The 18372-nt window shown below is 65.5% G+C and carries 23 protein-coding genes and 1 tRNA gene; all 24 read right to left on the bottom strand.

Annotated features, from left to right (window positions below; all coding sequences use genetic code 11):
- Entirely contained in the window at positions 1 to 939 is a 939-nt protein-coding gene (locus AB0D28_RS24910; RefSeq protein WP_357389477.1) for a hypothetical protein, read from the bottom strand.
- Entirely contained in the window at positions 936 to 5414 is a 4479-nt protein-coding gene (locus AB0D28_RS24905) for a phage tail tape measure protein (protein ID WP_357389475.1), read from the bottom strand. Before AB0D28_RS24905 ends, AB0D28_RS24910 begins: the two co-directional genes overlap by 4 nt.
- Positions 5415 to 5417: 3 nt before the next feature.
- Positions 5418 to 5789, bottom strand: coding sequence for a hypothetical protein (locus tag AB0D28_RS24900; protein WP_357389473.1), 372 nt, complete (start codon positions 5787 to 5789; stop codon positions 5418 to 5420).
- Positions 5790 to 5812: 23 nt separating this feature from the next.
- Positions 5813 to 6259, bottom strand: coding sequence for a hypothetical protein (locus AB0D28_RS24895; protein WP_357389471.1), 447 nt, complete (start codon positions 6257 to 6259; stop codon positions 5813 to 5815).
- Positions 6259 to 7071 (bottom strand): hypothetical protein, encoded by an 813-nt coding sequence (locus AB0D28_RS24890; RefSeq protein WP_357389469.1) that lies wholly within the window; start codon positions 7069 to 7071, stop codon positions 6259 to 6261. The genes AB0D28_RS24895 and AB0D28_RS24890 overlap by 1 nt, the downstream gene beginning before the upstream one ends.
- 48 nt (positions 7072 to 7119) lie before the next feature.
- Complete coding sequence (locus AB0D28_RS24885) at positions 7120 to 7566, bottom strand: hypothetical protein (RefSeq protein ID WP_357389467.1); 447 nt, start codon at positions 7564 to 7566, stop codon at positions 7120 to 7122.
- Complete coding sequence (locus AB0D28_RS24880) at positions 7563 to 7865, bottom strand: hypothetical protein (protein WP_357389465.1); 303 nt, start codon at positions 7863 to 7865, stop codon at positions 7563 to 7565. Before AB0D28_RS24880 ends, AB0D28_RS24885 begins: the two co-directional genes overlap by 4 nt.
- Complete coding sequence (locus tag AB0D28_RS24875; RefSeq protein ID WP_357389463.1) at positions 7862 to 8029, bottom strand: hypothetical protein; 168 nt, start codon at positions 8027 to 8029, stop codon at positions 7862 to 7864. The genes AB0D28_RS24880 and AB0D28_RS24875 overlap by 4 nt, the downstream gene beginning before the upstream one ends.
- Positions 8030 to 8032: 3 nt before the next feature.
- Positions 8033 to 8353 (bottom strand): hypothetical protein, encoded by a 321-nt coding sequence (locus tag AB0D28_RS24870; protein WP_357389461.1) that lies wholly within the window; start codon positions 8351 to 8353, stop codon positions 8033 to 8035.
- Positions 8354 to 8421: 68 nt separating this feature from the next.
- Complete coding sequence (locus AB0D28_RS24865; protein WP_357389459.1) at positions 8422 to 8817, bottom strand: hypothetical protein; 396 nt, start codon at positions 8815 to 8817, stop codon at positions 8422 to 8424.
- Positions 8804 to 9094, bottom strand: a complete 291-nt coding sequence (locus AB0D28_RS24860) for a hypothetical protein (RefSeq protein ID WP_357389457.1) — start codon at positions 9092 to 9094, stop codon at positions 8804 to 8806. The genes AB0D28_RS24865 and AB0D28_RS24860 overlap by 14 nt, the downstream gene beginning before the upstream one ends.
- On the bottom strand, positions 9094 to 10122 hold the full coding sequence (locus tag AB0D28_RS24855; RefSeq protein WP_357389455.1) for a major capsid protein: 1029 nt from the start codon (positions 10120 to 10122) through the stop codon (positions 9094 to 9096). The genes AB0D28_RS24860 and AB0D28_RS24855 overlap by 1 nt, the downstream gene beginning before the upstream one ends.
- 15 nt (positions 10123 to 10137) lie before the next feature.
- Positions 10138 to 10515: a hypothetical protein gene (locus tag AB0D28_RS24850; protein WP_357389453.1), complete on the bottom strand. Its 378-nt coding sequence runs from the start codon at positions 10513 to 10515 to the stop codon at positions 10138 to 10140.
- A gap of 26 nt (positions 10516 to 10541) precedes the next feature.
- Positions 10542 to 11153, bottom strand: coding sequence for a hypothetical protein (locus tag AB0D28_RS24845; RefSeq protein WP_357389452.1), 612 nt, complete (start codon positions 11151 to 11153; stop codon positions 10542 to 10544).
- Between the two features lie 53 nt (positions 11154 to 11206).
- Positions 11207 to 12175 (bottom strand): hypothetical protein, encoded by a 969-nt coding sequence (locus tag AB0D28_RS24840; RefSeq protein WP_357389450.1) that lies wholly within the window; start codon positions 12173 to 12175, stop codon positions 11207 to 11209.
- A complete protein-coding gene (locus tag AB0D28_RS24835) occupies positions 12150 to 13571 on the bottom strand; it encodes a phage portal protein (protein ID WP_357389448.1) in 1422 nt (473 codons plus the stop codon). Before AB0D28_RS24835 ends, AB0D28_RS24840 begins: the two co-directional genes overlap by 26 nt.
- 10 nt (positions 13572 to 13581) lie before the next feature.
- The gene (locus AB0D28_RS24830; protein ID WP_357389446.1) at positions 13582 to 14184 is read right to left on the bottom strand and encodes a hypothetical protein; all 603 of its coding nucleotides are present in this window, start codon (positions 14182 to 14184) and stop codon (positions 13582 to 13584) included.
- Positions 14162 to 15232 carry a hypothetical protein gene (locus AB0D28_RS24825; protein WP_357389444.1) on the bottom strand — a complete coding sequence of 357 codons (1071 nt, stop codon included), beginning with the start codon at positions 15230 to 15232 and terminating at the stop codon, positions 14162 to 14164. The genes AB0D28_RS24830 and AB0D28_RS24825 overlap by 23 nt, the downstream gene beginning before the upstream one ends.
- Positions 15219 to 15719: a hypothetical protein gene (locus tag AB0D28_RS24820; protein WP_357389442.1), complete on the bottom strand. Its 501-nt coding sequence runs from the start codon at positions 15717 to 15719 to the stop codon at positions 15219 to 15221. Before AB0D28_RS24820 ends, AB0D28_RS24825 begins: the two co-directional genes overlap by 14 nt.
- Positions 15720 to 16293: 574 nt before the next feature.
- A complete protein-coding gene (locus AB0D28_RS24815) occupies positions 16294 to 16791 on the bottom strand; it encodes a hypothetical protein (RefSeq protein ID WP_357389440.1) in 498 nt (165 codons plus the stop codon).
- Positions 16792 to 16962: 171 nt separating this feature from the next.
- Positions 16963 to 17169 (bottom strand): hypothetical protein, encoded by a 207-nt coding sequence (locus AB0D28_RS24810; protein ID WP_357389438.1) that lies wholly within the window; start codon positions 17167 to 17169, stop codon positions 16963 to 16965.
- 109 nt (positions 17170 to 17278) lie between these two features.
- Positions 17279 to 17608 (bottom strand): hypothetical protein, encoded by a 330-nt coding sequence (locus AB0D28_RS24805; RefSeq protein WP_357389436.1) that lies wholly within the window; start codon positions 17606 to 17608, stop codon positions 17279 to 17281.
- 266 nt (positions 17609 to 17874) lie between these two features.
- A tRNA-OTHER gene (locus AB0D28_RS24800) sits at positions 17875 to 17995 on the bottom strand.
- Positions 17996 to 18064: 69 nt separating this feature from the next.
- Positions 18065 to 18271 (bottom strand): hypothetical protein, encoded by a 207-nt coding sequence (locus tag AB0D28_RS24795; RefSeq protein WP_357389434.1) that lies wholly within the window; start codon positions 18269 to 18271, stop codon positions 18065 to 18067.
- Positions 18272 to 18372 lie beyond the last annotated feature (101 nt).

Genomic DNA, 18372 nt, shown 5'->3' with positions numbered 1-18372 from the left:
CTACTCCAATCCCCAGGGCCGCGGCCAAGGCCGTGGACAGATGACCCGAATTCCGGTACCGATAGGCGCACCCGTCACAGTGACGGGAACCTGGATAGGTGGAGTCTCACCGGGGATCGAATAGACAAGGCGCTTGCCGCCCATCCGCTGCGGATACTCGGTATCCAGGGATGAGTTGAACTGGCCGCCGAACGCCATCTTGTCGGTGTCGATCTTCAGGTTCTCGCCAAGAAGCAGCGGGGCCAACTCCACTTTGCGGAGCGCGTCCTCCTCCGCCCGCTCGTACTCGTCGCTCCCCCATGAGTAGTCCGGGAGCGTGACGACCATGCCCGCAGCACTGGCCTGAATCTCCCACTTCGGGAAGATCTCGAAATCCATGGGCAGCGGATTGGAGACGGTCACATACCCGGTCTCCGAACCGCCGCCGGTGGTGTCGGTGGTGGTGACGAACGTGGAGATGAGGGGGGCGCCGATCCACCGCGGGAACGCGCCCACCAGTGGCAGCAACGCCAGCCCGTACTGCTCACTGTTGGGGTCGTTGACCGCCTTGATCTTCACGTTGCCGGCCAGCCGAATCGGCAGATGCCGCCGGGAGTCGGAGGTGGTCACCCACAGCTTCGCGTCGCGGAAGGCGGACAGCGACTTCCGCAGATCGGAATCGGTGTACCGCCATGGCTGCCCCTTCTCGCCCTTGATGTGCAGAGCGAGGATGAAGTCGTACTTCTCCTCCCGCACCCCGCCGAAGGTCGCGCCAATCTGGAACGCAGTGCTGTTGTAGATCGCCGACATCGGCGTCTCGTACATACTGTCGAAGTCGGTGCCGTCGTCCTCGGACGCCAAGGCCAGGCCGTGATCCCACTGACCCTCTCCGGCGAACGTCCACCACCGGCTGTTGCAACCCTCGAGCTCGATGAGAGTGTCGTCAGGTGGGTCGATCATCGGCGCACCGTCCCGCGGGAGCGGTCACGCTGGCTGATCTGCATCATCTTCCATTCACGCCGGAACTCCCCCTGGGTCATGCCGGTGTGCAGGTTCTCAATCACCATCCGGTTGTCGATGTTCTGCGTCGGCGACGGCCGCGACGCTGCAGCGGCCCGCATCTCCGCACCGGTGAGCACCCACTCCGTCTCGCCGGAGGTATTGATCGCGGCCGTGTTGTTCAGCAAGGGCCCACCCTGGTCGCGGATCACCGCAGGAATCATGAGCGTCTTCATCAACTGCTCCATCCAGTTCGCGGTTCCCGGCACCACCGGCCCCTGCTTCGCAAGCTCATCCGCGCTGGCGTTCGCGGGAGATGGTTTCGAGGCGTCCTCGCGGCGCTTCTTCTCCAGCTCCGCAGCGATCCCGATACCGGCGCCGATCACTCCCTGCACATCCCCACCCAGACCGACCACGTTGAGCGCATCGGAGAGCTGACCGGTGACGAAGGATTTCGCCGCCTCGCCGAACAGGTCGACGACTCCGCCGCTGCCGGTACCCAGTGAGCCAGTCGAGGATTCGCATTGCTTCTTCTGCTCGGCAGCCAGCGCGTTCATCGCCGCATACACCTCGCGGTCCGCGGCTTTACGCTCCGCGTCCGTCGAATTGGGGTCCGCATAGACGTCATCGCGATCGAACTTCGCGTTCTCGATCGAGTCCTGCAGATCGGCCAGGCGAATCTCGTCGTCGGTCATCGACCCCGTCAGCTCAGGCGCTTCAGAGGCAGGGCCACCGGTGGCATTCGCTTCTGCCTTCTCCTGCTCCATCTTCTGGACGCGCAGCTCCGCCTGTCGGACGCGGATCTCAGCCTCGCGTTTGTCGTCCGGGGTCTTCTTCGGGTCGGCAAAGTCCCGGTCGCGGGCCTCTTGAGCCTGCCGCACGGATATGCGAGCCGATTCGAGCTCGAGGTCATTGCTCTCGTCCCAGGTCTTCTCCGATTCCCGGCTCCGCTGCTGGCGACCACCCGCGTCAGGGGGGTTGAACGAACTCGCTGGCAGGTAGAACTTCAGTGGGAGCTGGCCACCGGCCGCCGACTGCGCACCCGATCCGACCCGGACACCGTTTGCGCCGGACTCCAACGCGACACCGGCCAGCGCGCCGGCCATGTGCGAGTACTGGCCGCCTCCACCGCGATACACGCCGATTGACAGGCCGCGGCCGGTCGGATCCAGGCCCGGAAGGAACCCCAGCGAAGAGAAATCCGATTCCGTAGTGAACCAGCGAGTGAACGGATCCAGGCCCTTCAGCAAGGCGTACGCAGCGGAGATGAACCCGGAGCAGTCCCACGACGGGTTACCGACACCGCCGTACTGGTAAGCCTTACCGGACTGTCCACGCAGGAAGTCCATCGCCCGGGTGGTGGCGATACCGCCGTCGGCCATCGGCGTCAGGCTCATCCCGAACATTCCCGCTACCCGGCCGAGGATCTCCGTGGACCGGCTGCGCTTGGAAGGTGCCAAGGGTATGAAGGCTTCGCCGAGAGTTTCCGGTTCGGCCCACTGATACAGCCGCGACTGCGGGGACTGGATCGTGGCCTGACTCGGCAGGGGACCATCCACACCACCATCAGCGCGCGGGGCAGCATTCGGCAGCACCATCGGCGCCCGCCACTCACCGGAAGCCGTGGCCTCCTGGTACTCGACGTTGACCTTCTGCGTCTTGTCCGGAAGGTTGGTGTTGACCAACCTCTGCAGCTCGGCCAGGACAGCTGCAAGGTTCGGGGCCGAGACCTTGACGATTCCCGGCTTGCCGTTTACCTGCTCGATCAGCCCACCGGCCTCGGTCAGCTTGGCTTTGGCTTCCTCGGTCAGCGCCTCCACGGGAATCTCGACGCCGTTGGCGTTCACCCGCAGCAGTCCCTGAATCACGGTGAGCTGCTGCTCGACGCTGTCCGCGCCGCGGAGTTGGGCGAGGATCTCGATGTCCTTGGGCAGGTAGCCGAGCTGGGCGGCCATGTTCGCGACCTGGTCCACGGTCAACCCGGTGGCGCGGGCGAGGTCGGCGAACGACGCCTGGTTCTGGGCGAGGACCGGGCCCATCTCCACGCCGGCCTCGGCCGCGGTAATGGTGGCGTCACGGATCTTCAGCAGCTCGTCGTAGAGCCGGCCACCGTTCTCGGTGGTTGTGTTGACCTGGCCGTTCTGCTGGACGAGTGCATCGCCCCAGCCCTTGGTCGCATCCCACACTTCGGTGGTGGCCTCGGTAGTGGCACGGACCTGCTCGTTGTACTGAGCCAGCGCATCCTGGGCCGCGATCGGCTTCCCGGACAGCACGTCCAGGGCGGTCTTCATCGCATCGATACGGTCGGCCGCCGAGGAGGACTCGTCCGACAGAACCTTCACGGCCTGGCCGAGAGTCGCGAACCCGGGGGTCGTGTTCTTCGCGGTCTCCTGAGCTTTGACGATCTCGTCGCGCATCGACTGCAGCTCTGACAGTGCGAACCGGCCGTCCTGACCCAACCCCTGCAACTTCGCGGAGAGGTCGTTGAACTTCGAGGTGTCACCGAGAGTCGCGGCAAGCTGCTCGTCCGACATCTTTAGGTCGTCAATGATCTTCTTGGCGCCCTCCCACCGGTCGGCGTACCACTCCTTGTCCCGAGCGGTATCCATCCATGGCGGGGTGAAATTGCGTTCCAAGAACCCGGGCCGGAAGTTTGCCGCGTCGTCGAGCGACTTCTTCATGATCCCGATCTGGCGGGTCACGTTCTGGATCGCCTGATCGTTGAATGCGCCGTCACTGACGGAGAAGATCTCGGAGAGTTCGCTACGAACCTGTCCGATCTCGCGGAGAGCGTTCCGCACGGCTTTCGCGTGCTCCTCGCCCTTCTTCATCTCCGACCACAGCTGGAACAGCGCGGCACCGGCGGCGACCACGGCGACGACCCAGGGGCCGCCGAGCATGCTCACCAAACCGCCAGCAGCCGCTCGCGCACCGGTCGCAGCGGCAGCGATCGTGCCCTGAGTGAGGGCGAGAGTGTTGGCGCCAGCCGCGGCATTGAGGAAGCTGGTCTGCATCCGGTTCACCACCGGAGCCGATGTGCCCAACTGGTTGATCGCGGACCCGAATCGGCCGAGCGTTGTGGCGCCTATACCGGCGACTTGGACCACTCGGTTGCTGGCAGTAGCGACCGCGACGGACGCGGCGCCGAACCGCTGCATGCCGCCGACCGCCGAGGTCAGCCACGCTCCGGCGACGGTGGTTCGGAAGACAACGAACGCGGCTGCGGCTGCCAATACCGGGGCTGGCAGATCGGCAATTGTCCCGATTACAGGGCCGATCGCTTGGCTCACAGAGATCGCGGCGTCTGCCGTGTTGTGTAGTCCTTCGACGATCACCGGTGTCGCGGAGGTGATCTGGTTCGCAGCTCCTTTCGCGAATCCCTCCAGTGGGCCCTTGATGAGGTCGTACACCTCGAGCGCGAGGTTCTCGGCGGCGTTGGTAGCCATCTGCATGGCCCCGGGCAGGCCCTGCATCTTCGCTGCGGCTACCTCGGCTGCTGAGCCCTGGCGGCTCATCGCGCGATGCATATTGTCGAACCCGAGTGCGCCTTTGTCCGCGGCGATCGCAGCCAGCCGCATCGCGTCCGACCCGAACAGTGTGGCGGTGGCAGCCTGATACATCTCCGGGGTCATCCGCCCGGCCGCCACGTCCAATTGTTCGATCAGCGACCGCAGCCCGATGAACTGGCCTTGCGAGTCGTAGACGGTGAGCCCGAGTTCCCGGATCGCTTCCTGCGCCGGCTTGCCTTGGTCGGTGAGCGCGAGCAGCGCGGACTTCAGCAGGGTGCCTGCATCGGATCCACGGATACCGCTGTTCGCGAGCATTCCGACGGCTGCCGCGGTGTCCTCGACGGTCAGCCCGAACTGATGGGCGACCGCACCGCCGGACTGCAGGGCGTAGGCGACCTCGGTGATCTCGGCTGCCGATGCGTTGGAGGTGTTCGCCAGCACATCTGCGACCCGTCCGGCTTCGCTCGCCTGCAACCCGAATGCCTGCAAGGCCGACGATTGGATCCGCGCAGCCTCCGCGGCATCTACCTGGGCGGCGGCCGCCAGCTGCAGCGAGCCTTTCGCGGCGTCCATCGATTGACGCACCGAAAACCCGCCCTTGGCGAGCTCGGTCATAGCCGCGGCCGCGTCGTTGGCGGAAGTGCCCGGGAGAGTGATGTCGTTGCCGAGCTGCTTCGCGCGCTCGGATACCGCCTGCATTTCGGTCGCGGTTGCCGAGGCCACGGCCTTCATCGTGTTCAGCGAGGTGGTGAACTCGTTGCCGATCTCGATGACTTTGCTGAACGCCATCGCCCCACCGAGGGCGAGGCCCATGCTGGCACCGATTGCGCCCGCCGCGGCGATGGCCGGGGCCAGGCCACGACGCATTTGCGGCACGAAATCCCGCACATCCGGGGAGACGAGAATGTCGATGCGGCCGCCGGCCATGGATCACCTCCCCGCTTCTGCACGTGACCTGTTGAGCAGGTCGAGCTTGGATTTCGGCTGTGGCTTCTCCGGGATTTGGTAGGGCTTCTGCGCTTCCCGGTAGCGCTCGACCATCTCCGCAGTGACTTCCGGTGGCCGGAGGGCGACCGGCGCGATGATCGGCATGGGCGGGGGCTTGATGCCGTGCCTTTCCCGCTCGGCCCGCTCCCGCTTCACCTCGGGGTCTTCCGGGTCTGTGATGCCGGAGATGTATCCGAAGTTGTTCAGGAATTCGAGGCGGTCCAGAATCCTGGCCAGGTTCTCGGAGTCCATGGCCTGTTGTGCCGTCCGGGCGTCGGCGTCCTCGATGAGCGCGGCGACGTCCGGGTACGGCATCGTCCGGAGCGCGAGCCGGAGGTTTACTCCGTGGTGGTGCTGGACTCTTCCGAAGGCTGCGCCCCAGCGGGATTCGTCATGTATCCCAACAAGGGCGCGGTAGCTTCCCCCTCGTAGATCTCACTCACCTTCACGATCTTGTTGATCGCCTTGGAAGCAAGCTCTGGCAGCAGGGGCGAGATCTCGGCCCATATCCCCGCGCCGTTGGTGGTGATGAGGTCGAACACGGCCTCGAACTCGTTGGCGTTGAGCAAAGCATGGAACCGGGTGACCTCGTCACCAGTGAATCCGCGCCGCACATCGGCATCGACCTTGCCGACCCGAATCGGCACCGGAGGCTTCTCTTCGGTGCTGAACTCGGCGAAGATGTCGATCGGCTCCGGAGCGGCCGCGGTGGAGAGCTTCGGCCGTCGGGCAGCCGCGGACGCGGTACGCCGCGCGGCTGCCTTCTGGGGAGTGGTCGCTGCCATCAGCCGATCGTCACCGTTCCGGACGGGGTCAGGCTGGCGCCGCTACCGGTCAGGGTTCCCGCAGCGCTGATGGTCACGCTGTAGGGGCCGCCGGCCGATCCACTGACAGTGGCGTTTCCGCTGCCGATCGAGGACAGGGCCACGAGCGCCGACTGCACGGCGGAAGGCGCAGCGTTGTAGGCGATGCCCGAGGTGGTCTGGCCACCGAACGTCAGCGTGAACGTGCCACCCGACGGGGTGCCGCCGATGGTGACGGTGGCCTCGGTCTGCAGCGGGTTGAATGAGGTGAGCGGCGTGAACGGCTCCAGGGCCAGCAGCTCGAGCTCGAACCCGTCCAGATCCTCACCGCCGAAGGTGCGCGGCGGTGGCGTGGTCAGCGTGACCCGAGACGAATGGAAAGCCTGGCTCGCGGTCTCATCCCGCAGGCACAACAGCAAGGCGAACTCTTCGTCGTCGCCCGGGTTCCACCGGTGAACGCCAGGAGAGAGCACGGAAATCGATCCACCCTGCAGTGCAGTGAGGACGGTGGCGACCGAGTAGTCGACCGGCCGCAGCTTCACGCGCTCTTCGGTGGGGGACTTGATCACCTTGTACGGAGCGAGCCGGCGGTTCCATACCCGCTTCGGTGTGACATCGCGGGTGGGGGTCACCTCAAATCCGGCTTCGATGCCGCCGTAGGCATCCCAGGTCACACCACCGGTGACCGGGTTGATGGCGAACGGGTCGGTGGGGATGCCGGTGCCGGCCGGGGCGCGGTATCCGTCGCCATCCAGCCACACATAGGCCTTTTCGGGTGCAGCGTGATCGCTCACGATTCCTCCAAACGGGTTTCGCTCACTGCGGTGAGCGTGAGAATTGAGTCAGGTGCGCGAGGCGCGGAATTTCAGCTCGACACGGACAACCGCCCGGAACAAGGGCATGTCAGGGCCGCGTTCCTTGTCGATGAAGTTGATCGGGCCGTCGATCCACGTCGCATTCCATGCCGCTCCGCGGAATGCCTGCGGTTTGGCGCGGCCCAGTAGTTGCCCGGCCCATCCGGCGATATCCCAGACCAGCTCCTCGGGATCTTTCGAGCCGCCGAGGATCTCGATCTTCGGCGCCCACGCGTCGACCTGGACCAGCGGTCGCCGCAGGAACGGGTCGACACCGACATTGCCCGGCGCCCGCAAGGTCACGAACGCACCGGTGATGGGGTCGGGCAGGTCCCGGGTCGTGATCGCCTCGACCGGGACCAAATCGGTGAATCGGGATTGCGCCGTCAGGAACGCCCGAACAGCGCCAGGTGCGAACGGGATCGGTGCCGTCACCGCGGCCGCCAACCGCGGTACCGGCCTCGACGACGCGCGGCATCGGTCAAAGCTGCATGCGCCGGAGCCTTGGAGGTGCCGTACTCCTTGTAGATGGCGTCCTCGTCTTCATCGACGACACGCACCACCGTCCGGCGGAACTCGGTGCCGATACCGTCGCGGTAGGCACCGGTCAGAACCGCAGCGTTACCGCGTGCTTCCGCCGCGATCTCCCGGGCTATCTGCTGACGGCGCGGAGTGGACATGCCGGCAGCGAACCGCTCGACAAGGCTTCCAACGATCGTCAGCCGCGCGCTCACTTGCGCTTGGCCTCTTCGACGTCCGGAGTGACGACTACAGCCTTGGCCAGGGCCGGCTTCTCGGACTTCTCGGCCGGCTTGTTCTCCAAGTGCTGCTTGTACGCCTTGGACTTGTCGTCACCGAAGTAAGTGACGCCTTCCTCGTCTTTCCAGGACACGATCATGGGTCATCCTTCTTTCATGTCGGATGCGTGCCGCACGATGGCGGCGATATAGGCAGGGCGCCGGGAGCCGATGGCAGGCCGGCGAACCCGGGGGGTTCCCTGCACGGTGACGGTGTCGCCGACTTTCACCAGATCCGACACCTCGGCGGGGCCGTCGAATCGCCAGACGTCACGGCGGTCGGTGCCACCGGGGAGGCCGGGCTCCAAGAGCAGAGTCAATCGCTGACTCACGCGCCCGTCGTCGAACTCCTCGATCTGCGGGTCGGTGATGATCCGCTGTTGCAGCAAGCCCCGCCAGATAATCGGGTCCGGTTCGCTCGGCATGCGGTTTCCGGTCGATGGGTCGATCAGCGGCTCACCGGGACGGAGAAGCGTCCACTGCTCTGGCAGCCTCATAAGAGACCAGTCCGGATCGTGAAGGCGTCACCGGTGGAGTCGTTGTCGATGAGGTCGGCGACGTCATCGTCGGTGACATACACCAGACGGCCGCTGCCGCCACCCGTCTCGTACTCGGTGGACCACTCGGGGTATTCGACGCGTCGCACGCCGACACCACGCTCCAGCCCGGCCAAAGCACGAAGCACGATCTCCGCACCGACACCCTTGACCAATACAGGATCGAGGGCGCCGGCGGAGATCCGCTCGTCCAGCTTGGACACCCTGTTCCGGAGCTTCGCCGACGCGATCGCGATGAACCGGTTCACCTGGGTGAGTTGCGGTTCCTCGTATGTCCTGCCAGAGATCTCCTGAACGTCGGCGACCGTGAACAGCGGGTCAGGCGTTGCCATCGCCCGCCGCCAGGACCGCCAGAATGTCGGCCTTCTTCGTCGCTTCGCCGAGCTCCACGCCGTACTGGTCGGCGTAGGCACGCAACTGCGCCACCGTCCACGACTCCGACGGCTCACCGTCGAGGTCGACTTCGGGCTCCGGTTCGGCAGCCCAAGCGGCCGGGTTCGTGATGAGTTTCGCGAACCGTTCCGGAACCAGGTCATCCGGGCCGAACACATGCGAATTGCCCTCTGCGTCGTGGACATGCACGAACGCGGCGAGCTTCCGGCCGGCCATCAGGACAGCACCGTCGCGACCATGGTCGCGTTCGCGTTGAGTAGGGTCGGCAGGGCGATTCCGCTCCCCTTGGTCCATCGCTGGAGGGCGTCCGGGGTGATGTAGGAACCGACCACGATGCCGGGGGCCTCGTTGGCGTCGATACCGTACAGCGGCTCCAGGGCTTCTGCGGTGGTTCCCCACTGGGTCTCGCCCAGTTTGGCGGCGCCGACGTACAGGATCTTGTTGTCCGGGAACAGCCTGGATGCGGCGCCCGAGAAATCCTCGACCTGAGCATCGAACACTTCGAACGGCGGATGGCCGAAGGCTGTGAACAATGCGTTCACAGCATCCTTGGTGACAATGCCCGGGACGGTTCCGACGGGAACGGCGGCCGCGCGGATCTTGTCGTTGCGCATCAGCGCCGACATCACCCGCTGCGAGGTGATCGCCCGAACCGGGTTGCCCGACTGGGTCGCCCGGAATGTGGTGAACCAGGATTCCTGATCGACGATCGGGTCCGCAGCACCGGAACCAGTGACGCTCCACAGGGTTCCAGCGGTGACGGAGTGGCCGGAGAGCCGCTGGAAATCGGCCTCCAGTTCGAGGCCGTTCTCCGCCAGGGTGACCTTGCCGGTCATCAGGGCCTGAGCCTTGGCCATGACGATCCGGGTGCGGATCGCCTGTGCGAGTTCGACGGCATCGTTGAGGATGACGTCGCGGATCGCGGCGTCGGCCTTGCGGAGCCGCAGGCGGTCGTACTCGCCGAGGAGTCGCTTCTCCGACAGCGGAGGCAGATCGCCGGAGATCCGCGCGACACCCTTCCGGCCGGAGATCGGAGCCTCGGTGTCCCACGCCCGGAACTGCGCCGCGCGACGCAGGCCGCCCTGGGTGATGTTCGCCCGGAACTCGACGTCGTCGATCATGACATCGGGCAGCAGGCTGTCGACCAGGGTCAGGTCGTTGATGGGATTGTCCGCCAGCGCCTCCCGGACGTAGCCGGTCAGCTCGGGCGGAGTGATGTAATCCGAATTGACTACGAGTGCCATGGGTTACGCCTCCTCTCAGACGTAGCGGATGAACTTGGCCGTGGCCTGGCCAGCGGCATTCACGGAGTGCGGCAGCTTCGCGATCTTGACCGCTCCGTGCCACAGCAGGGCGCCGGAGACCTTCGTCGCGCCGGTCTTGATCTTCAGCGCGGTGAAAGAGTGTCCGGCGATGACCGCGGCGGATTCGTCGCCGTTGGTCCAGAGCCCGTACTTACCGCCACTGAGCTTCTTCAGCGCGAAACCCGAAGGCAGATAGCCGTTCGGGTAGTGGGTACCGGCGGTGAACGTGGTCAGATCGATGGTGATCGACTGGCACCGATCGGTGCCCTCACCACTCGCCAACCAATCCTGGTTGTCGACACCGAAGGTTTCGGTAGTCAGCGAGATGTCCATGTCTCCCCTCCTCTACTGGGGGTTTGTCATTTATGCGCGGGTTTGCGCGAGGCGTACAGGGCCTTGCCTGCGGCCAAGGATCCACCCGCATCTGCCTGTCCTCCGCCTTGCCGGGGGTCGGGCTTCGGGGTGGATGGGGCCGCGGGTGCGGCCGGAGCGGCACTGCCGACGAGTTGCTTCAGTTCCTCGGCGTCCGCGATCAGCTCGTCCAGGGTGGATCCACTTAGGCGACTGGCCAGAGACAGCGGGAGACCGGATTTCTCGGCGGCCTCGTACCGGATCGCCTTCGCGGCGTCCTTTTCGAGGTCCGCGATCCGGTCCGCGGTTTTCTGGGATTCTGTCTTCTGGGCATCCTCGAACGCTTTGACCTGTGCAGCCAGCGCGTTCCGTTCCTTGGTGAGCTCTCTGTTCGTGGCGCGCTCAGCGTCCAGCGCCTTCTTTCCACCTTCGCCGAGCGCCTCGTCGCTGGAGGACGCCGGAGCGTTGTCCATGACTACGGCGGAGTTCGTCGCGGTCGGATCGGCGGCGGGAGGGTCGCCCTCCTGCGAAGCGCCGCGCACCGGCCAGATCGGTGCACCGTTACGGCGCAGTCCGATCGCAGGACCGAAGACGGGGTGGATCGGCAACTGCACGTGCATGTGTTCCTCCATCGCGGGGGATAGACCCGATCCGGCCTCGCGCCGGCGGGAAGTCAGAGGATGTAGCCGTTGAGCCGCAGCATCCGCAGGATCTCGTCGCGGTCGTCGCTGAGCTCGTAGATGGCCTCGGGCATAAGCCGGGGCGTGGTTCGTGGGTCGCGGCCGCGGGCCCGGATACGGCGGCCGGCGAAACCGCGGCGGGTGACGCCTTCGGTGGTGGTCAGCAGTTCGCGGCCGTAGACGTTGCGGCGCCGCACCACACCACCGGCCACGTCCATGCCTCGGCGGGCGTTCACTACCTGCCCCATGTCCGCGCCTTCACGGATCGCCCAGGCGTCGACCGTCGTGAAGGTGCGGTTCTGCTGCTCCTCGGTCAGGCTGTTGAAGTACCCGCGAGGGTCAGTGGTCAGATCACCGGCCCGGTCCTCCCGGGCCGGGATATGGCGGCAGTCGCAGTTCGGATGCCGAGCGAACCCAGCCTTGCGGTAGTAACGACCGGCCAGCAGAACGCAGCGGGCACATGCGGGCTGGCTGACCATCCGCACATAACCGACGTTGCGACGAGCAGTGATGCCCAACCCGGTTGCCGCCCGCGAGGCGTCGGCCAGTTGGGTGTGGACCATCATCAGCGCCTGAGCACCCGCAGACGCCCACGCTTCGGATGGTGCCGCCCCCTCGGCAACCGCGTGCTTCGCAGTGAGCACCGTGCCGTACAGCAGGCCGTCCATCGACCGTCCATCCGAGGCCACGCCGATCAGCCCCTCCGGGGCGATCTGCACCTCCGCTGCGACCGGCGTGCCGAGCTCCTCCAGCACCGCGGCGACATAGTCGTCGGCGCGGGCCACCATGCGAGTCTGCGCGAGCTCGATCAACCCGATCAGCAGCGCGATGTTCCGGTCGAACCAGGCATCGAACTCAAGGGGTGTCCCTCGATTCCACAACTGTCGGACTTCGGACAGGGTCAGCAACGTCATGCGCTGCTGCTCGGCGTAGTGGTCAGCCGACGTTTGCGGCAGCATCACCGTTCAGGCTCTGCTCGGGCTGATTCCGTGTGTCGATCAGGTTCGCAGCCAACCTATCCAAAGCGGGATCCTGGGCTTCGTCAGCGAAGTACGCACGCTCCCGGGCCTTGCGTGACTCATTCCAGCCCATCTCATTCCAGGAACCCTCACGGGACAGCACCGCGGTACCGCCGTTCAGCTTCTGAATGGCGTCGGCTTCTTCGGCACGCGTCGGGGTAGCGGGATTGCGCCACTCCACCGCGAACGGCTCTCCCGCTTCGGGCCATTCGCCGGTGCGGAACCGCTCATAGAGAGCCAGCGTCCAACCGAGCCCGACACCGAGGTGTGCGTTCTTCTCCTCGGCGTTGGAGACGATGCGGGATTCATCAGCCCGGATCGCGCCCTCCGCAGCGGGATTGGCAGTGTTGGCGCCGAAGTACCGGAACGGAAGACCGGTGACGCTAGAGGCCAGCTCGGCATACAGCTTGACCGTGCCGTGGACACCCGATAGATCCGCGCCCGGCAACTGGCCGATCTGCACATCCTTGGGAGATTTCGCCGTAGCCCACATGGCATCCAGGAATGACTGCCATGCAGGGAGCGGATTTCCTTCCGCATCGACGAAATCACTCTTCGCTACACCGATCGCGAACCGCTTCTGAATGGCCACCGTCTCGACGCCGTACTGCAAGTTCGTCAATGCACGGGCGCACGAATCGGTCAGGGGGATGATGTCGGCCATCTCCGTCGTCCCATGCCACTTACCCAGGCGACGGCGATTCAGGAACAGCACCACCGGCACCCGGTCGAGGCCGTGATTATCGATCCCGGTGTCATCGCCAACGATGTCGATGTCCCATCCGTTGCTCGACTGCACCAACTGGATGGTCTTGTTCGGCAACAGCAGGGTCGCCACCTGGGTGCCGTCCTGCTCTTGGTACTTCCGCATCGCGGCGTCCATCCGCCGACGGCGCTGGTTCACCAGGCATGACATCTGCCGCGGCGACTCCACAGTGATCAGCGGGTGCTCTGTGTCGTCCCCGTTGGATCCCACCACAGCGAACATCCGGCCGAAGATCATGTTCTCCTTGGCCAGGATCGGGATCTCTGCATCCAGGTTGTTGGCGGTGAACGCCTCCTGAAGATCAGGGTCGGCCTTCCCCTGCCCCGGACGGTAGATGCCCTTCACCTTCTGCCTGCGCGCCACCTCGTCCAAGTACATGCGCGGCCAGTTCGCCACCAGCTCGAAGATCCGGAACTCCTCCGGCACCGCCAAGCCCATGTGCCTGAGCCGCTGCGCGCCCTCATAATAGGCGTTGTGCAGCCGATCCTTGTGTGAGAGGTTGCCCAGTTGGCCGGTCAATTTGTTGACCATGTCTCGCTCGTCGTCGGTGAGCTTCGTGCGTAGTGCGACCACGCTCACCTCCTCAGCTGAAGCAGAACATCCGCCCGTCCACGTCCTCCCAGCCCGCGGCGCGCGCGTCAGCGGCGGCCTCGTGGGCGAGGATGGACGCCATCGCGGCGTCGATCTTCTGATGGTCGTTGGGTTTCCCGAGGACGTAAGAGTCGCCGGGCTTGGGTACCTTGCGGCAGTTGTCCATGTGCGCCTGGGTGATCGGGCAACCGTCATGGGTGATGCGGGATTTCAGGTCGTTCTCGAACCGGCGGATCGACTCGTACATCTGGCGGGGTCGGTTGGTCGCCCACTCGAAGACGTGCTCGTCGCCGTGTTCCAGCGCCCACTCGCCGATCTCTGTGCGCCAGTCGTGCGGGTCGGCGTACAGCCGGGCCACCTCGTATGTCGCGAAGATGTGGTCTACGGCCGCGCGCACCTCGCCGCGGGGAATCTGGCCACCCCACAGCGCAGGATTCCAGATCGTGGGCCTATCGTCCGGCCCGTACCGTGGCGTGAACTGGAACCCGTCCCGCGTTTCGCACCGCAGGGCGGTGTGGTCGTTGTTGTCCGACCCGTCGAAGCCCGCGCAGATCGGCGTACCCGCCGGCGGGTTAGGCAGCCACAGTGTCGGCATGCCGACCCTCCCACAACCCCATCGGCAACCAAGTGCCGGCTCGAGCGACAAGTCTGTTACCGAAGAACCGTTCCGCCTGAGCGGGGTCGAGCTCGTTCAGCTCCACCGCTTCCGCCTCGATCGAGTCCAGGTTGACCCACGGCGAGCCGTCGTAGACGTAACGCAGGATCTTGCGGCGGTCGCGCTTGTTGCCCCACGACAATCCAGCCGGCGGAATCCGGTAGAACTTGAAGATGTCCGGCGCCTGCGACTGGTATGTGCGTTGCGCGGTCGAGTTCTCCGACGGATCCCACGCGTTCGTGGTTTCCATCGTCCGGCCGCTCATGCCTGCGGCGCCGCGGCGCTGAGTCTCAGCGATCCCGACCATCTTGTTCGCCTGCGTGTACAGGCCGGACTCGTCCTGCAGCACCCAGGACACCGGGTTGCCGACTCGACCACGGGCGCTCGAGGTCACCGCGTCGATGCGGTCGAAGTCCTCCCCGCCCACCGACCCGAGAATCCGGATGAAGCCCTCGCGCACCGCCATCAGATCCGACAGTGGCCCGAGTTTGATCATCGCGGTCAGTGGACGGTAGACGTTGCCGACCTGCTCCTCGTTGTTCGCGGTCAGCTGGATCACCGGTGACGGATGGCGCATCGCCATCGGCTCACCCGGAAGGTACTCGTACTCCCAGCCGCAGCCGCAACCCCAGTCCGAACACGCCCAGCCGTCGCTCTTGCCGGCCCAGCCGAGGAACTGGCTCGGGCCGACCGCCTCGATGCACGTCTCGGACGCCGACCAGGGCCCTTTCCCGGTCTTCTGCGGGGCGACTACCTGCGCGCGACGGTAGACGAACGCCTGATTCAGTAGGGGTTCATCGTCGGACACCCACTCGATTCCCGGGCGAACACGGTAGTAGTTTGCCGAGCACCAGAACTGCCAGTCGCTCCACACAAACTCCGCACCACGGCGGAACCCGTCCGGAATCCGGCAGTGCTGACGAACCCACGCCTCACCGATATCCCCGAGCGTAGGGAAGTCGACGACGAAACCGTCAGTCGGCGCCACCGGAAACCGCCCTCATGCGCCGCACCGGCGCCGCGGTCGGCTCCTTGGTCTTCTTCTCGGTCCGGGCCTTCGCCATCTCGTCCTCGGCGATCTCCCAGCCGTTCTCGCGCAGTCCGGCCGGCGTCATGCCGATCTGGTCGGCGAACCGGTGCAGCGAGCCACGATCCGAGGCCATCGCCTCATCGGACTCGCAAATCACTGACGTCCGCACCCAGTGGGCGATCGCCTGCCAGCGCCAGGTTTCCTTGGCCCACGCTGCAGCCTGCGGTGTCCGCCAAGCCCATTCCCACAGCTCGGTCTCCCGGTCGCGCACCAGGTCTGTCGACTCCTCGTCGAACACCTGATGTCGGGACGCCTTCTCGCCTTCCCAGCGATAGATCCTGCGCGGCATCAGCGGAAACTCCGGCGCTTCGCCCTCGTAGCCTTGAGCCGGTAACGAAACCCAGGTCAGACCACGACGATCAGACCGACCGGACTTCGGATCCACCTGAGGGCCGGAACGATTCCGTGCACCACCACGCGGCATTCGAATCACCTCCTGACGGCATCGCGCCGCCCTGGACGGAAACCCCGGAAGGCATCGCGCCGACCAGGGACAATCACCCCTCGCAAAGGGGACTCCGAGACCGTTTGAACCCTTCGCACGGTTTTGCGCCCTCTGTCGGGGCGGAGGCGGTCGGGGGGTCAGGGGCATCCCCCCTGGGGTAGGGGCGGTCAGGCGCCTTGGCGGGCGCCCTTGGCCCCGTTGCATGCCCGGCACATCACCTGGAGGGGTCCGTCGGGGGCTCCCCCAGCTGCGATGGCTTGGCTGTGGTCTGCGGTGAGGTCGGAGGCTGTGTGTGGTGGGCACTGCCAGCCGGGGCACCAGTCACCGTGGGTGGCTCGGTGAGCTCTCACGGCTGCTGCTCTGCGTTGTCGCTCGGCATGGGTGCGTGTGGCCTTGGTGGGTGTGGTGGCTCGCCTGCACCGCTCGTGCTCTGCCCTGTGCTCATCGCATCGGGACTCAGGCTGGGCGTTGGGGCAACCAGGTTCGGAGCAGATACGGAGCTTGGTTCGGGCCATCAGACCTGACGCCACTCAGCCTGATGCTGCTCGTACATCCGCTCCACCGCATCGTCGGGGCGGGCGATCTCGTGGACGTCCTCGGCATCAGCCTCGTAGCACGCGCCGTCAGGCCGGCGGATGCGGTAGCGGCCGGTGGCGTTCCACTGCCCCTGCTTGGCATGGAACCAGGCAGACAGCGAGACGATGGCCGCCACGTCAGCTTCGTCCCACACGAGGTAGCGGAGACTGTCGTCGTACAGCCCTTCGCGACCCGGACAGAGATCAACTGGGTACTCGGCGCCGTGCTCGTCCATCTCCAGCTCACGGTCGAACATCTCGACCGTGCCGGATGCTTCAGGGCTGCCGATGCCTGTGCAGTTGAAATCGCTGATGTAGTCGATGTCGCGGAGGAAGATGTCGGTCGGCCCCTGCGGCCAGGCCCGGCCTTCGACGTACTCGGCGTACAGGGTGCCGGGTGGCATCTTGCGGAGCTCGGCCTTGGAAACGATCTTCATGCGGTCGTCCTAAACCAGCAGCGGGAGGACGAGGACGGCGATCTTCGCGAGGGTGAGCAGAAGGTCGAGACTCACGGATCCCACGTTGTTCTCCTGTCGGTCAGAGGTGTGTGCCGGCGATCCGCAGCAGTACGCGGACAGCCCACAGATGCAGGGAGTCGAGTAGGGCCGTCACAGCGAGCTCATCTCGTGCGCCGCCCGAGCCAGGACGTAGTCAAGGCCCAGCCCATCGAAGGCGGACCAGTCAACCAGCCAATCGGCTTCAATCGCCGGGATGCCGAGCAAGGCGCCCAGTTGATCCCACACCTGATTCAAGTCCTGGACGAGCCATCGATCGGCCGTGAAAGCGGCATTCAGGTCGTCAGCCCGGCTGGCCATCAGTCTCCCCAGCCTCGGCGGCGACGCTCGGAGTAGCGCGGCCACAACAGATCCGCCACACGAGGCCACCAGATGGAGATCCAGCCAGCAGCCCAGCGGCGGAAGTCATTCATCGGTCCTGCTGGATCAGCTGCCACCACTCGGCGTTCGCCTGGCCGGCCTTCACCGGGTCGGGATCGGTCATGGCGGTCAGGATCAGCTGGCGGCCTTTTTCACGGCGGGCGTCTTCCTCGGCGCTGTCGGCTTCGGTGTGCGCCTTCTCGTACTCGGCGTTACCGAGGTACCAGAGTTTGCAGCCGCGGCCATCCTCACGGATCCGCGGAACGCTTTCGTCGGTCTCGATGGTGACCGAGTAGCCCAGATACCGCGGTGCGCCCTTGTAGTCGATGCGGTCGGCCAGGAAGCGCAGGCGCTTGCCGATCCAGGCGCGGGCGCTCACCACTGCACCGACCACAGGATGGTGGGCTCCGTGTACACCAGAGGCTTCGGAGTGGGGTGGTACAGGGAGTGCAGAATGGCGGCCAGACAGGGCATCAGGACTCCTTGCTGTGCCGGTAGGCGAGCGCGATATCCGGGTACAGGGGCGCCAGGATGCGATCTACAGCGGACAACGGGACTCCGAATCAAGGTTGAGGCACCAGACTTGATCCGGGCGCCGCGGACTCAACTCCGCTTGAACCATCCGGAAATCCCGGACTGTTGAGTTGCCCTCGGCGGGATTTGAACCCGCGTTTGCGTGCCGGGGCTATTCGCCCGCCCCAACCCATGGACGGACCGGACTCGCACCGAACGGAACACGCCGTCTTAGGCCGCTGGACTACGAGGGACGAGGGGCCGCAGTGCCTGCGCTGGCAGCCATCGAAACGATGGTGACGACACTGCGGAGATTGGGGGGTCAGGATCGGCCGGCGGCGCGCCGGGTCTCCTTCTCATAGCGGGCCAGGTCGATCAGCCGATACAGCTTCCTGCCTCGGGGATCGATACCCACTGCGTGGATCTTGCCGAGCGAAGCCCACTTCCGGATCAGATCCGATGTCACATTGAAAACGGAGGAGGCTTCGACCGCGGTCATTTTCTGCTCTAAGCCGTCGGTGACGATCAATCCAGGCACCTCCCTGGAGACGACGAAACCCCCTCAACACTGGGTGTCAGGGAGTTTCTGGGCACGACGAAACAGCCGCTCAGGTGTGAAATCTACATGAT

The sequence above is a fragment of the Micromonospora sp. NPDC048169 genome (genome assembly GCF_040652815.1).
In the GTDB taxonomy this organism is placed as follows: Bacteria; Actinomycetota; Actinomycetes; order Mycobacteriales; family Micromonosporaceae; genus Micromonospora.
This window is presented reverse-complemented; position numbering and strand designations above follow the sequence as displayed.

Excerpts from the sequence above, each read along its gene's own strand:
- AB0D28_RS24870 (WP_357389461.1), bottom strand. The coding sequence starts at position 8,353 with ATGCCGAGCGAACCGGACCCGATTATCTGGCGGGGCTTGCTGCAACAG.
- AB0D28_RS24815 (WP_357389440.1), bottom strand. The coding sequence starts at position 16,791 with ATGAAGATCGTTTCCAAGGCCGAGCTCCGCAAGATGCCACCCGGCACC.
- AB0D28_RS24875 (WP_357389463.1), bottom strand. The coding sequence starts at position 8,029 with ATGATCGTGTCCTGGAAAGACGAGGAAGGCGTCACTTACTTCGGTGAC.
- AB0D28_RS24830 (WP_357389446.1), bottom strand. The coding sequence starts at position 14,184 with ATGCCGACACTGTGGCTGCCTAACCCGCCGGCGGGTACGCCGATCTGC.
- AB0D28_RS24855 (WP_357389455.1), bottom strand. The coding sequence starts at position 10,122 with ATGGCACTCGTAGTCAATTCGGATTACATCACTCCGCCCGAGCTGACC.
- AB0D28_RS24865 (WP_357389459.1), bottom strand. The coding sequence starts at position 8,817 with ATGGCAACGCCTGACCCGCTGTTCACGGTCGCCGACGTTCAGGAGATC.
- AB0D28_RS24910 (WP_357389477.1), bottom strand. The coding sequence starts at position 939 with ATGATCGACCCACCTGACGACACTCTCATCGAGCTCGAGGGTTGCAAC.
- AB0D28_RS24860 (WP_357389457.1), bottom strand. The coding sequence starts at position 9,094 with ATGGCCGGCCGGAAGCTCGCCGCGTTCGTGCATGTCCACGACGCAGAG.
- AB0D28_RS24900 (WP_357389473.1), bottom strand. The coding sequence starts at position 5,789 with ATGCCGTACCCGGACGTCGCCGCGCTCATCGAGGACGCCGACGCCCGG.
- AB0D28_RS24850 (WP_357389453.1), bottom strand. The coding sequence starts at position 10,515 with ATGGACATCTCGCTGACTACCGAAACCTTCGGTGTCGACAACCAGGAT.
- AB0D28_RS24845 (WP_357389452.1), bottom strand. The coding sequence starts at position 11,153 with ATGCACGTGCAGTTGCCGATCCACCCCGTCTTCGGTCCTGCGATCGGA.
- AB0D28_RS24895 (WP_357389471.1), bottom strand. The coding sequence starts at position 6,259 with ATGGCAGCGACCACTCCCCAGAAGGCAGCCGCGCGGCGTACCGCGTCC.
- AB0D28_RS24905 (WP_357389475.1), bottom strand. The coding sequence starts at position 5,414 with ATGGCCGGCGGCCGCATCGACATTCTCGTCTCCCCGGATGTGCGGGAT.
- AB0D28_RS24810 (WP_357389438.1), bottom strand. The coding sequence starts at position 17,169 with ATGGCCAGCCGGGCTGACGACCTGAATGCCGCTTTCACGGCCGATCGA.